Raw genomic sequence first — 13,579 nt, 5'->3', positions numbered from 1 at the left:
CCCGCTGCGCGGGCGCTAGGCTCGCGCCGATGCCCGCGCCCGAGATCGCCCTCCGCCCGGCCACCGACGACGACCGCGCGCTGCTGCTGCGGATCTACGCGAGCACGCGCGAGCGCGAGCTGGCGCTGGTGCCATGGAGCGACGAGCAGAAGCTCGCGTTCGTGACGCAGCAGTTCGAGGCGCAGGACCGCCACTACCGCACCGCCTACGCCGACGCCGTGTCGTTCGACGTCGTGCTCGTCGACGGCGAGCCGGCCGGGCGCCTGTACCTCTCGCGGATGCCGGGCGAGCTGCGGATCGTCGACGTCGCGCTGCTGCCGGCGGCGCGCGGCAACGGCGTCGGGACGCGGCTCTTGCAGACGCTGCTCGAAGACGCCGCCGTGGAGGAGCGCGCGGTGACGATCCACGTCGAGCAGGCGAACCCGGCGCGGCGGCTGTACGAACGGCTCGGCTTCGAGCTGGAGAGCTCGGGCGAGATCTACGACTTCATGCGCGCGCGACCGAGCGGTCGATGACGATCTCGTACTGCTGACCCGCAGCCGGCAGGTCGACCGGCGCGAGGAACAGCTCGAACGCGCCGAGCTGCGGGTGGCTGAGCAGATGGATGCCCTGCTCCAGCACGACGTCGCCCGGCGCCCCGCTGAACCGCACCGCGAACGTGTCCTCGCTGCCGCGCAGCGCGGCGTCGGTCCCGGCGCCGAGCACGTCGCCGACCCCGTCCAGCGACAGCGTCAGCGGCCCGCCCGGGCCCGCCGCCGTCAGCTCGCGCGGCACGTCGAGCGCGGCGTAGGTGGCGCGGCGCAGGTACGCGGGCGGCGTCGTCCCTCCGGCGGCCGCGGCGCTGCTGGATGACGCGGCGCCGCCGAGGCACGCCGCGAGCGTCGCTGCGCCGCCGGCCTGCAGCAGCGTGCGACGGGTGATGGAGCCCGGTCTCGTCATGCGGCGAGCCTACTCCGGAAATCGGACTGATTTCCCGCCATCTTATTGGGTGTTGAGCCGCCGGGTAGGTTCCTTCCATGCCCACGCTCTGGACGATCGGCTACGAGCGGCTCCCGCCCGACGCGCTCGTCGCGGAGCTGGAGGCGGCCGGCGTGCGACGCGTGCTCGACGTCCGCTACCGCCCGCAGTCACGCCGGCCGGGGATGTCGAAGACGAAGCTCGGGCTGCTGCTCGGCGCCCACGGGATCGCCTACGAGCACCGCCGCGAACTGGGCACGCCGCCGGAGATCCGGCCGCTGTTCCGAACCGGCGCCGTGCGTCGCGGCGCCGAGCTGTTCGCCGCGCACGTCGAGGCGACGGCGGCCGCCGAGCTGGACGCGCTCGCCGACGAGCTGACCGGCGGCGCGCCCGCGACCGCGCTGCTGTGCCTGGAGGCGGAGCCGTCCGGCTGTCACCGCCGCGTCGTCGCCGAGGCGCTCGTGCGGCGCCGGCCCGAGCTGCGCGTCATCGACCTCTAGGGCAGGCGGGTGGGGAACTGCTCCAGGACCCACTCCGGTCCGAGCAGCGGGCGGTGGTGCGAGCGACCGTGGATCTTCAGGTACTCGCCGGTGCGCGGGTCGACCGGCAGGTCGCGCTCGATCGGGTACCAGTCGTTGTGCTGGCGGATCAGCTCGTTCAGCTCGGCGTAGTCGCGCGCGTGCGCGAGCGCGCGCCAGGCACGGGCGAACGCGGCGCGGTCGCGGCCGCAGCGCTCGCGCAGCTCGCGGCGCTCCTGCGCCAGCTCGCGCCGCTCCCGCGCGATGCGCGCATCGATCTCCATCACCCGCTCCATCCAGCGCGGCGGCGCGCTGCCGGTCAGGTACGCCTCGACCGAGCGCTGCGCGAGCCGCGCGCGGCTCGAGAGCGGTCTGCCGACGCCCGGGTTGTGCTCCAGGCGGCGGGCGATCTCGCGTTCGGCGGGTGTGCGGAGGTGGTCGTCGCTCACGCCTCCTCAGTGTAGGAGGAGCGTCACCGTGACGCGTGTGCACGCTCACACATCTGACGATGCACGCCTCCTACCGTGACTGGTGCATTGTCACACCCGCGACGACAGAGATCCCATGGCTGAGCTGCTCAAGACCTTCACCCGCCTGTTCGAAAGCAACACCCGCCCCGAGCCGGTCCACTTCCACTCCGGCGACAACGGCCGCGCCGTCGTCTGTCACGACGAAGGCTGCGGATCGCCGCGGCTGGACCTGCGCGACGCCCGCGAGACCCGCACCGCGCGCGGCGACCTGCACTGAGCGAACGCGCTACCCGGGCGCGCGTCCGCGCGCCTCGAACGTCGAGCTGAACGGGATCAGCCGCCCGACGCGGTTGCGCATCAGCGTCCCGACGCGGTCGCTCACCTCCAGCTCGACCAGCAGCGCGTCGGCCGCGACCTCCAGCCAGCCGCCGTCCCCGTAGTCGACGCGCACGCCGCCGATCGCGGGCACGTGCGCGACGCCCGCAAGCGTCACCGCGCCCGCGGGCACGTCGCGGGCGCGCGCCGTCGTCGCCCCGTGCACGAGCAGCCGGCCCGCGAGGTGCGGCAGCTCGTACTCGTCGTAGAGCCAGGTCCGGCGCAGGTGCCTGCGGGGCGGCCCCGCGGCCGGCTCGCCGCGCCACTCCTGCTCGAACGGCAGCGTCAGCGTGCGCGCCGCCGCGTCGAGATGGACCGCCGCCGGCTCGCACGAGCCGTCGCGCAGCCAGCGCGAGATCTCCTCCAGCGCCGAGGCGTCGGTCGCGATGATGTGCTCGAGCAGGGCCACCGGCTCGATGCTACGGCGCCGCCGGCCGGCCCCGTGCGGGCAGCAGGCGCAGCGTCCGGCTCGCCAGCGCGTCCAGCTCGCCGTCGGGGTCGCTCGGGGCGAGCGACTGCAGCTCGCGGACGCCGATGTGGAGCTGGTACCGCCGCAGCCGCCGCCGCACCAGCGGATCGAGCGGCAGCGTCGCGTCGAGCTGCTCGGACTGGATCCGCATGCACTCCAGCCACGGCGCCCAGAAGAAGACGTTCGCCGCGTCGTAGAGCGGGTCGCCGGCGAGGGCGCAGTCCCAGTCGAGCACGGCGACGATCCGGCGGCCGTCTGTGAGCACGTTGTTGGAACCGAAGTCGCCGTGCACCAGCCGGCGAGCGGGCGGCGCCCCGCCGTCCGGCTCGACGAGCGCGCGCAGCAGCGCCGCGACCGCCGCCGCGTGACGCGCCGGCCCTTCCCACCCGGTGTGCAGCGGGGCGCGCAGGAACTCCTCCCAGCTCGCGTACGCGCCGGCGCCGCCGGCGTCGAGCGGACCCCAGCCGCGCGTTCCGTCGAGCGGGCTGGCGGCAATCGCCTCCAGCGCCCGCGCGACCGGCTCGGTCAGCACGCGCAACGTGGCGGCGTCGGCGTCCTGCAACGTGACGCCGGAGACGAAGCGGGTGACGCACGCCCAGTGGACGTCGTCGAACGGGGCGATGCTCAGCACCTCTGGGATCGGCAGCGCATCGCGGCCGAAGCGGCGGGCGGCGTAGGCGTCCTTGCGGAAGCCCGCCTCGCCGCTGCCGATCCGCAGCACCAGCGGCGCGCCGCCGCCGGCCGGCTCGAACGTGAACGCCTGCGACTCCTCCCCCTCCGCCGCGAGCCGCCGCAGCTCCCGCAGCGGTGCGCCGAGATGCGCGCCGAGCCATCGGCGCACGACCTCGGTCGGGATCTCCGGCTTCGCCATCGCGGCCGAGCATAGGCGGCGCCCGCTGGGCGGCGCCCGCTCAGCGTCGCTCGTCCAGCTCCTTCGCCAGCACCGCGACCTGAGCGAACAGGCGTGCGCGGGCGGGCGGGCCGGCCGGAACCGGCCCCTTGCCCGCGAGCGCGCGGTGGATCGTCGTGACGTTGATGACCGTGCGCTCCGCGCCGGTCCAGCCGGCGAAGCGGGCAAACCCGGGGTCGCGCACGAGCGCCCGCGCCGCCTCCATCGCGCTGCGACCGGCGACATGGTGGCGACCGACCGCCTCCGCCAGCCAGACCCAGTAGGCGCGCAACTGCTCGACCTCCGCGCGGCCGCCGACGGGGCCGTGACCGGGCACGAACACGTCCGCGTCGAGCGCGAGCAGCGTGTCGAGCGCGGCGATCCAGTTCTCGACCGGACCGTGCCACAGCACCGGCGTGACGCCGAAGAAGAGGATGTCGGCACCGAAGACGACGCCCGCGTCCGGCACGTGGACGACGAGGTCGCCGGGCGTGTGCGCCGGCCCGACCTCGATCAGCCGCAGGTCACGCCCGCCGGTGCGCTCGATCCGCTCGCCCGTGAACGTCTCCCCGGGAAAGCGCAGCTGGACGTGCTCGAACGCGAATGGCGCCAGCATGCCGCTCACGTAGCGGGCCATCTCGCCGACCGCCCCGGGCGCGACGCGCGCGGTCGCCGCCAGCCGGCGCAGGCGGCAGAGCGCGGCCGGCGGCGCCTCCTCGCGCATCGCGTCGAGGCTCGCCTGCGACGTGACGATCCGTGCGCCGGCCGGCACCTCGGCGTTGCCCCACCAGTGGTCCCCGTCGGAGTGCGTGTTGACGACCAGCTCGATCGGCGCCGCCGCCGTCAGTCGTGCCGTCGCCGCCAGCAGCTCGCGCGTCAGGCGCTGGTCCCACATCGTGTCGACGAGCGCAGCGGCGCCGTCGCCGACGATCAGCCCCGCGTTCGACTCGCCCCACATCCCGTTCGGCGTCAGCCACGCCCAGACGCCGGGCGCGACCTCGCTCAGCCCTCCGGCGAAGCGCTCCGGATCGCCGTGCAACGTGCCGCTCATGCGGCCAACCTACCCCGCGAGCGTCAGGGCTGGGCGCAGTCGGCGCCGCCGGGAGTGCTCGCGTAGCCGATCGGGCTGATGCCGCCGCGCACCGCGCTGACCGCCGCGGTGCCGACGGGATCGTTGTTCGCGGCGATGAACGCCGACACGCCGGTGCCGTCGGCGGGGCCGGCGTAGCCCGGCAACTGGACGCGCGCCTGATCCTGCTGGGAGATGCGGACGTCGAAGACGTTCCCGGCCGTGCCGAGGTCGTTGCGCAGCCCTGCGCTCGACGCGTCGCCGAGGTCGAGGCAGGTCGTGCCCGCGTCGGGCGCGCCACCGCCGGACAGCAGCCATACGCCGTAGTCGGCGGCGGGGCCGGGCTCGCGGATCGTGTTGCTCTGCACGGTCGCGTCGAGCGAGCCGTCGCCGTCGTTGTTGACGAGGCGGATGCCGGAGGCGTTGGCGTACTGGCGGATCGCGTTGTTCGTGATCCGCGTGCGCACGATCGCGTCGCCGTTGGAGTTGACGCCGATCCCGTTGCCGGCCGAGGAGCCGGACAGGCTCACGCCGGACGTGCCGATCGTGTTGCCGGCGATCGTCGCGTCGATCCGGACCGGCTGCGGGTTGCCGCGCGTGCCCGGCGCGTCGACTGAGATCGCGTCGCCGCGCGCGCCGGTGATTCTGTTCCCCGAGACGGTCGCCGCCAGCGTCGCGTTCCCGCCCGGGTTCAGCGCGATCGAGCCGCCCGGCTGGCCGACGGTGTTCGTCATCGTCGTGTCTCTGATCGTGACGGTCTGCTGCACGGTGCTGGTCGCGTCGGTCGTCACCTGGACGTGGTCCTCGCGGTTGCCCGTGAACGTCGCGCCGTCGACCGTGACGCCCATCGTGCCGGTGCCGGTGCCCTCGACGTAGATCCCGTCGCCACCGACCGCCGACAGCTCCGTGCCGGAGTACGTGCCGCTGTTGAACGCGGCGGTCAGCGCGCCGGAGTCGTTGACGATCTGGACGTTGCGCCCGGCGCTGGCGGAGACCTCGGCAGCGGTGAACGCGGCAGTCCCGGTGAGGCCGGCGAACTCGATGCCGTTGTCGCCCGCGGCGTCACCATTGGCGGTCACCAGCGAGCTGTCAGTCAGCGAGAAGCCGGCGACACCGCTGCCGCGGATGCCGTCGTCGAGGCCGTCGCGCACGACGATCCCGGCGAGCTGGACCGCAGCCGTGTTCGTCAGCGCGATCCCGGCGCCGGTCGACGATCTGATCGTGCCGCCGCTCCCAGCCGCGCCGGTGCCCGTGACGCGCAGCCCTCCCGCCGCACCGGTGTCGGACAGGACGATGCCGTTCGCCGCACCGTTGCTGGCGACCGAGCGGAAGGTCACGTTGGCGGCGTCGATGTCCGGGCCGGCGATCGTGAGCGCGGTGCCGCTGCCCGACGCGATCGTGTTGGCCGCACCCGTGACGGCCACCGTGCCGCTGCCGTTCGCGGTCGTCGCGCGGAAGCCGGCGCCCGTGGTCGTGTCGACGTCGAGGCCGCCGCCGGAGAAGGTGAGCGTGTGCCCGCCGCTGAAGCTCGCGTCGACCGCTGCCTGAGCGCCGGTGTCGAGCGTCTTGGTCGCGCCGCTGAAGACGGTCGCGCCGCCGCTGTTGCCCGACATCGAGATGCCGCCGCCGGCGTCGACACCGTCGTTGACGGCCCCGCTGACCGTGACGGTCCCGCCGGTGCGGTTCTCGACGCGCGCCGAGAGGCCGCTGCCGTTGCCGATCGTGCCGCCGTACGCGACGTCGCCGCTGCCGCCTCTGACCGAGATCGCCGCGCTGGTCTGCCCCGACAGCGTGCCGTTCGGGACCGACAGTCTGGCCGCGCCGGCGTCGTCGAGCGAGATCCCGTTCGCGCCGCCGGTCGAGGTCGCGCTGCCGAGCGCGACCTGCGGCGCCGTCGCCGGGCTGGAGAGGTCGGTGCGGATGTCGACCGCGGTCCCGGCCGCGGTCACCCGCGCGCTGCCGCTGGAGTTGACGACGACCGCTTCGGAGGAGTCGAGCAGCAGGCCTCCGGCGGCCGAGGTGAGGTCGAGGTCGTCGAGCGTCAGCGCGCCGGTCGTGCCGACGAGCGCGACCGCGGTGCCGCTCGAGTTCGCCGTCGTGACGGAGTCGATCTGGCCGCTGAGCGCCGTTCTGGAGAGCGCCACCCCGCGCCCGCTGCCGGTGGCATCGACGGTGACGGCACCGCTGAAGCCGACCGTGCCCGCGTCCGCGACCACGATGCCGTCGCCGTTCGCGCTTCTGACGCCGACGTCGTCGACCGTCCAGCTGCCGCTCGTGCCGCTGAGTCTGAGCCCGCCGGCGCTGCCGCTCGCGTCGATCGCGACGTCGCGGATCGTGCCGTCTCTGTCGACGACGCCGACGCCGCTGCCGACGATCGCCTCACCGCCGGAGGCGGCGATCGAGAGTCCGCTGACGATGTTCTCGGACGCCAGGCTGACGGAGCCGGCGATCGCCGGTCTGCCCGCGGGCGTGCCCGTGAAGAGCGTGTCGCCGTCCACGACGAGGTCCTTCGAGGCGCCGAGCAGGCGCTGTCTGTCGAGCAGGCTCACGCCGCCGCCGAGGTTGGTCGCGGTGCCGTCGCCGGCGAAGACGTAGATCGTGTCGCTCGCGGTGCCGGCGGACAGGTCCGCCTCGGCGAGCGTGTCGAACGGGCCGTTCGAGCGGCCGTCACCGCCCGCGGGCGCGTCGTTCTTCACGTACCAGACGCGGCCGGTGACGGTCACGACGACGCTGCCGGCCGTCTCCTGCGCGGGCGAGTCCTGGTCGGTGACGCGGTAGGTGAGCGTGTCGGGCCCGGTGAAGCCGGCGGGCGGGACGTAGCTGAAGGTGCCGTCGGCGTTCCAGCTGACCGCGCCACCGTTGAAGCTGGCAGTCGACGACGTCACCGTGTTCACGCGCAGCGGCCCAGGGCTGTCGACGTCGCTGTCGTTGGACAGCACGCTGACACCGGTCAGCGCGCGGCCGGGCTCGCCGGCCGGCACCGTCGTGCCGTACGCCAGACGCGTGTTGCCGACCGCTCTGCTCGTCTCGTCCGCGACCGTCGGCGCGTCGTTGACCGGCGTCACGTTCACGGTCGCGGTCGCGCTCGCGGTCGGGTCGACGGCGCTGCCGTCGTCGACGGAGAACGTGACCGTGCGCGGCGCGACCGACGGATCGTCGGAGCCGTTGGCATAGCGGACCGATCGCAGCGCCGCCTGGAACTCCGCGACGGTCGCCGGTCCGGTCAGCGTCAGTCTGCCCGTGCTGCTGTTGAACGAGCCGGTGATCGACGCGGTGTTGACGAATGCGAGCACGTCCTCGCCCACGACGTGGCCGGTGCCGATCGTGACGGTCGCGGAGGCGAGCGTCGCGCTGTCGCCGTCGCTCAGCGCGAGCGCCGGGTCGATCGCGGTCGCCGCGTCGTTCTCGGTGTATGCGAGCGTCGCGCCGGAGACGATCTGCGGCGCGTCGTTGACCGGCGTCACGGTGAGGGTCGTGACGGCGGCGGCGCTGGCCGCGAGCCCATCTCTGACGACGAACGAGATCGTGCGCCCCGCGGTCGAGGGGTTGACGGCGTTCCCGTTGCGATACGTGACCGAGCGCAGCGCGGTCTGGTACTCGGCGACGGTCGCCGCGCCGACCAGCGTCAGCACTCCGCTCGCCGGGCTGTACGTGCCGATGATGCCGTTCTGGTCGGTGAAGTGCAGCTCGTCCTCGCCGACGCTGAAGCCGGCGCCGATCGAGACCGTCGCGGAGCCGAGCTGCGTGTCGTCGACGTCGGCAACGCTCAGCGCCGGGTCGACCGCCACCGCCGCGCCGTCCTCCGTGTAGGCCGGCGCGCCGCCGCCGGCCGTCAGTCTCGGCGCGTCGTTGGTGGCGGCGACCGTGACGGTGTTCGTCGTCGAGCCGGAGAAGACCCCGTCGGTCACGGTGAAGCCGACGGTGCGGCCGGCGGTCGACGGGTCGTCGCTGCTGTTGCGGTAGGCGACGGTCCGCAGAACTCTCTGGTAGTTCGCGACGGTGTCGGTGCCGGTCAGTCTCAGCGTCCCGGTCGGACCGTCGAACGCCGCGGCGATCGACGTGCCCGACGTGCCGGCGGACAGCTCGTCCTCGCCCGCGGCGTGGCCGGCGGCGATCGTGACGGTCGCGCCGGTGAGGTCGGCGGAGTTGGCGTCGGTGACCGTCACCGTCGGGACGACGGCCGTCGCCGGGTCGTTCTCGGTGTAGGCGAGCGGCGCGTCGGCGCTCGCGATCTGGGGCGCTTCGCCGATGCTGAGCTGCTTGGTCGCGCTGTCGCTGCCGCCAGCGTTGTCGGCGGTGAATCTGATCGTGCGCTCGGGCGCGGAGAACGTCCCGCCGACATGCCGGTATCTGACGGCGCGCAGCGCCGCCTGGTAGTCGGCGAGCGACGCGGTGCCGCTGAGCGTCAGCGTCCCGCTGCCAGCGTCGAACGCCGCCGTGATCGCGGCGGTGTCGGTGAATGCGAGCACGTCCTCGCCCGTGGAGTAACCGCTCGTGAGCTGCACGCGCGCGCCGGTGACGTCGGGCGTGTCGGGATCTCTCAGCGTCAGCGCCGCGTCGACCGCGAGGTCGACCCCGCCCCACGTCGTCGTCCCGGGGCTCGTCGTGACGGCGAGGCCGTCGTCGGACGCTTCGACCGCGACGGCGGCGTCGACCGTGCCGCTGGCCGCGTCGCCGTCGTGCAGCACGAAGCCGACGGTGCGGTTCGCCGTGTCGGGGTTGCTGCTGGTGTTGCGATAGCGGACCGAGCGCAGCGCCGCCTGGTAGTCGGCGACGCTCGCGGCGCCGGTCAGTCTCAGCACGCCGGTCGGCACGTCCCACGTGCCGGCGATCCCGCTCTGGGCAGTGAACAGCAGCTCGTCCTCGGCGGATCTGTAGCCGCCGGAGATCGTCACCGTCGCGGACTCGGCGTTCGCGTCGTCGGGGTCGCTCGCCGTGATCGCCGGGTCGACCGCGACCGCCGTCCCGTCCGCTTCTCTGAACGTCGCGGTCACGCCGCCGCCGACCAGTCTCGGCGCGTCGTTGACGGCGACGACGTCGACCGTCGTGGCGACGGCGTTGCTGACGGCGGCGCCGTCGCTGACGCTGATCGAGACGGCGCGACCGGCGGTCGACGGTCTGCCCGTGTTCGCGTTGCGATAGCGGATCGAGCGCAGCGCCGCCTGGTAGTCGGCGACGCTCGCGGCGCCGGTCAGTCTCAGGACGCCGGTCGGCGCGTCCCACGTGCCGGCGATCCCGTTCTGGCCGCTGAACAGCAGCTCGTCCTCGCCCGCGTCGTACCCGCTGCCGAGCGTCACCGTCGCGCTGGCGAGGTCGGCGTCGTCGGCGTCCGTCGCGTTCAGGTTCGGGGCGACGGGCACGCCGGTCGCGTCGTCCTCGGTGAACGTCGCGACGGACCCGCCGCCGCCGAGCAGCGGCGCGTCGTTGACGGCGGCGACCGTGACCGTCGCCGTGACGGCGGCGCTCTCGTCGTCGCCGTCGCTCGCGCGGAACGAGACCGTGCGGGCGGCCGTCGAGGGATCGTCGGAGCCGTTGGCGTAGCTGACCGAGCGCAGCGCCGCCTGGTAGTCGGCGACGCTCGCGCTGCCGGTCAGTCTCAGGAGGCCCGTCGCCCCGTCCCACGTTCCGGCGATCCCGCTCTGGTTCGTGAACCGCAGCTCGTCCTCGCCCGCGGCGAAGCCGGCGCCGATCGCGACCGTCGCGCTCGCCAGCGTCGCGTCGTCGACGTCGGCGACGGTCAGGGCGCCGGCGATCGGCGTCGCCGCGTCGCCCTCGGTGAACGCGAGCGTGCCGCCGCCCCCGCCGAGCGCGGGCGCGTCGTTGACGCGCGTGACGGTGACGTCGCTCGTAACGGTGTTGCCGTCCCCGCTCGCGTCCCCGGCCGTGAACGAGAACGTCCGCGTTGCGGTGTTCGGGTCGTCGGTGTCGTTGTTGCGGTAGCGGACCGAGCGCAGCAGCGTCTGGTACTCGGCGACGGTCGCGCTGCCGCTGATCGAGAGCGTGCCGTTGAGGCCGTCGTAGACGATCGTCAGCGTCGCGTGCGGGCCGACCAGCAGCTCGTCCTCGGTCGGGTCGAAGCCGGCGCCCGCGGTGACGCTCGCCGACTCCAGTCTCGCGCTGTCGACGTCGCTGACGACGAGCCCGGGATCGATCGCGACGCCGGCCGTGTCGTCCTCGGTGAACGCCGCCGTCGCGCCGCCCGCGGTGAGGACCGGCGGGTCGTCGACGGCGACGACCGCGACGGTGGCGGTGACCGCCGCACCGGCGCCGCTGGAGTCCGCGGCGCGGAAGGCGATCGTGCGCGGCGCGGTCGACGGAGCCTGGGAGGTGTCGCGATAGCGGACCGAGCGCAACGCCGTCTCGTAGTCGGCGACGCTCGCGCCGCCGGTCAGTCTCAGCACGCCCGCCGCCGCGTCCCAGGCGCCCGTGATCCCGTTCTGGTCGACGAACAGCAGCTCGTCCTCGCCGGCGGCGTGGCCGGTCGCGATCGTGACGGTCGCGGAGACGAGCGTCGCGTCGTCGCTGTCGGCGACGGTCAGGCCGCCGGCGACGACGACGGCGGGACCAACGTCCTCGGTGAACGTGACGGTCCCGCCCGCGCCGCCGAGCTGCGGCAGCTCGTTGGCGTCGGTCACGGTCAGCGCTCGCGTCGCCGGCGCCGAGGCGGCGCCGGCCGCGACGACGACGAAGCGGACGCCGCGCGGGGCGGTCGACGGCGTCTGGCTCGTGTTGCGGAAGGCGACCGAGCGGAGCGCGTCGCGGTAGGCCGCGGCGCTCGCGCCGCCGCTCAGTCTGAGCACGCCGGAGGCGGCGTCGAACGCACCGCTGATCTCGGCGGTGTCGGTGAACAGCAGCTCGTCGGAGCCGGCCTCGAAGCCGTCCGCGATCGTCACCGTCGCGCCCTCGAAGGCGTCGCCGTCGGCGTCGTCCGCGGTCAGCGCGGGTGCGACCGCGACCGCTCCCTCGTCCTCGACGAAGCTGGTGGTGCCGTCGCCGGCCGCGACGACGGGCGGGTCATCGACCGGCGTCACGGTCACGGTCACCGTCGCCGTCGCCGAGGCGCGGCCGTCGGAGACGGTGTAGGCGAAGCTCGTTCTGCCGTGGACGTCGCGGGCGGGCGTGAACGTGCGCACCGCACCGCTGCCGTCGCTGACGCTGCCGCCGGCGGGCTGCGCCGTGACGGCGTAGGTCAGTCTGTCGCCGTCGGCGTCGGTGCCCGCGAGCGTCAGCTGCAGCGGCGAGTCCTCGGCCGTCGTGACGGCGAGGTCGCTCGCGACCGGCGCGGCGTTCGTGGGGCCCGGCGGGATCGGCTTCGGGCCGGGCGGCGTCGGCGCGGGCGTGGGCGGCGCCGGGTCCGGCACGAAGCCGAACGTTCTCAGCACCGGCGAGGGGTTCCCTCTCACCAGCTCGGCGAGCGAGCCCTCACCGCAGAGCGAGTAGGCGCGGCGCAGCATCCAGGCGAGGAACGAGCGCGAGCGGCCCTCGGCCTTGGCGCGAGTCGCAGCCGCGACCTCCGCGTCGGAGGCGACGAAGCACTCGAGCCCTCTCAGGCCGCGGTTGGAGAACTCCAGCAGACCGTCCGCGTTGTAGCGGTTCGGCAGCCGCTCGCCGCCGGCGCCGACGAGGTCGGGCAGCGCGGTGAAGGCGCTCTCCCCCGTGCGCGAGGAGGCGAGGAACGCGAGCAGGTTCGGCTCGCCGCCGAGCACCGGCAGGAAGCTGCCGGAGCCGGGGGCGTCGAGCTGCAGCTTGAACGTCGTGCCGGGATGGGCGCGCATGATCGCGCGCAGCATGCCGGCGGTCACGACCTGCTGCTCGACGCGGCCGTCGCGGCGACCCTGCACGCCGACGCTGACGGCCGGCTCGCCGCCCGCGACGTAGCCGCCGCCGGCGACGTAGAGGAAGACGTCGCGGCAGCCGCGCTCGCCGATCAGCCGCGCGACGAAACGCTGCAGCGTCGCGCCCGACGTGACGCGGTAGCGGACGCTGAGGAAGCCGGCGTCGAGCGTCGCGAGGCGGTTGAAGAAGGCGCCGACCCCCGCGCGCGTCGTGTCGAACGAGCTGGCGTCGTAGAAGTTGCCGAGCGTGTCGCCGACGCGCACCGCGCACGAGCGCTCGGCCGCGAGCTGCGCCGCGACCTGGCGTTCGAGCGCCGTCGGGACGCGGGCGATCGCGGCCGATGGGCCGATCGCCGCCGGCGCGGACCCCGCGGCGGCGGAGCCCGTGGCACGGCCGCGGTTCGCGGCGGCGGCCGGTCTCCACAGCCGCTCGAACGCGCGCGTGCGGGGGTTGCGGTAGCCGGCGTAGCTGCGCAGGAAGTACGGCAGGCGGCCGTCCAGCAGCGGCGGCCAGTCGAGCGTGCGCGAGACCGTCACGTTGCCCGTGCGCTGACCGACGAGCACGACCCGGCCGGGATGCTGATAGGCCTGGTAGGGCGCCTCGTCGGCGTAGAAGAACCACGCCGGTTCGCTGCCGACGCGCGCCACCAGCGGTGCCTCGACGATCGAGACGCCGGCCGCGCGCAGCAGGTCGGCGCGCGAGCGGGCGGCGCCAGCGCGGGCCCGCTGCGGCAGGCGCGTCAGACCGGCGGCGGTGATGCGCGTGCCCGGCCGCAGCTCGCTCAGCGAGCGGAAGACGACGAGCGGCGCGCTGCCGGAGCGGGCGTCGAGCGCGTGCAGCGCCTTGCGCTGCGCCTGCGGCTGCGTGACGTCGGCGGCGGCCGTCGAGACGACGCAGAGCAGCGCGATCAGGGCAGCGGTGGCGGAGAGCGTGAAGGAGCGCATCGAACGGGGCACGACAGAGCGACCGTGCGTCGGGAAGCGACGCGCAGGCCGC

9 protein-coding genes are annotated in these 13,579 nt (G+C 74.3%); 3 read left to right on the top strand and 6 right to left on the bottom strand.

The window, feature by feature from the left end:
* Positions 1–29: 29 nt before the first annotated feature.
* On the top strand, positions 30–515 hold the full coding sequence (locus CWOE_RS13060) for a GNAT family N-acetyltransferase (RefSeq protein WP_012934089.1): 486 nt from the start codon (positions 30–32) through the stop codon (positions 513–515).
* Here the strand turns inward: CWOE_RS13060 and CWOE_RS13055 are convergent.
* Positions 487–939: a DUF6916 family protein gene (locus CWOE_RS13055; protein WP_012934088.1), complete on the bottom strand. Its 453-nt coding sequence runs from the start codon at positions 937–939 to the stop codon at positions 487–489. The genes CWOE_RS13060 and CWOE_RS13055 overlap by 29 nt on opposite strands.
* 77 nt (positions 940–1,016) lie before the next feature.
* On the opposite strand from CWOE_RS13055, the gene CWOE_RS13050 reads away from it, so the two are divergent.
* A complete protein-coding gene (locus CWOE_RS13050) occupies positions 1,017–1,457 on the top strand; it encodes a DUF488 domain-containing protein (protein WP_012934087.1) in 441 nt (146 codons plus the stop codon).
* On the opposite strand, the gene CWOE_RS13045 is transcribed toward CWOE_RS13050, so the two are convergent.
* Positions 1,454–1,924 carry a hypothetical protein gene (locus CWOE_RS13045; RefSeq protein ID WP_012934086.1) on the bottom strand — a complete coding sequence of 157 codons (471 nt, stop codon included), beginning with the start codon at positions 1,922–1,924 and terminating at the stop codon, positions 1,454–1,456. The genes CWOE_RS13050 and CWOE_RS13045 overlap by 4 nt on opposite strands.
* A gap of 115 nt (positions 1,925–2,039) precedes the next feature.
* Here CWOE_RS13045 and CWOE_RS13040 point away from each other — a divergent pair, with 115 nt between their 5' ends.
* On the top strand, positions 2,040–2,222 hold the full coding sequence (locus CWOE_RS13040; protein WP_012934085.1) for a hypothetical protein: 183 nt from the start codon (positions 2,040–2,042) through the stop codon (positions 2,220–2,222).
* 9 nt (positions 2,223–2,231) lie between these two features.
* On the opposite strand, the gene CWOE_RS13035 is transcribed toward CWOE_RS13040, so the two are convergent.
* Genes CWOE_RS13035 through CWOE_RS13020 form a run of 4 tightly spaced genes read right to left on the bottom strand, consistent with a single transcriptional unit; the run spans position 2,232 to position 13,539 of the window.
* A complete protein-coding gene (locus CWOE_RS13035) occupies positions 2,232–2,729 on the bottom strand; it encodes a hypothetical protein (protein ID WP_012934084.1) in 498 nt (165 codons plus the stop codon).
* A 10-nt stretch (positions 2,730–2,739) separates the two neighbouring features.
* The gene (locus tag CWOE_RS13030) at positions 2,740–3,660 is read right to left on the bottom strand and encodes a phosphotransferase (protein WP_012934083.1); all 921 of its coding nucleotides are present in this window, start codon (positions 3,658–3,660) and stop codon (positions 2,740–2,742) included.
* 40 nt (positions 3,661–3,700) lie between these two features.
* Positions 3,701–4,729: an MBL fold metallo-hydrolase gene (locus CWOE_RS13025; protein WP_012934082.1), complete on the bottom strand. Its 1,029-nt coding sequence runs from the start codon at positions 4,727–4,729 to the stop codon at positions 3,701–3,703.
* A 23-nt stretch (positions 4,730–4,752) separates the two neighbouring features.
* Positions 4,753–13,539, bottom strand: a complete 8,787-nt coding sequence (locus tag CWOE_RS13020) for a tandem-95 repeat protein (protein ID WP_160165514.1) — start codon at positions 13,537–13,539, stop codon at positions 4,753–4,755.
* Between the last annotated feature and the right edge of the window lie 40 nt (positions 13,540–13,579).

Source organism: Conexibacter woesei DSM 14684 (assembly GCF_000025265.1).
Classification (GTDB): Bacteria; Actinomycetota; Thermoleophilia; order Solirubrobacterales; family Solirubrobacteraceae; genus Conexibacter; species Conexibacter woesei.
This window is presented reverse-complemented; position numbering and strand designations above follow the sequence as displayed.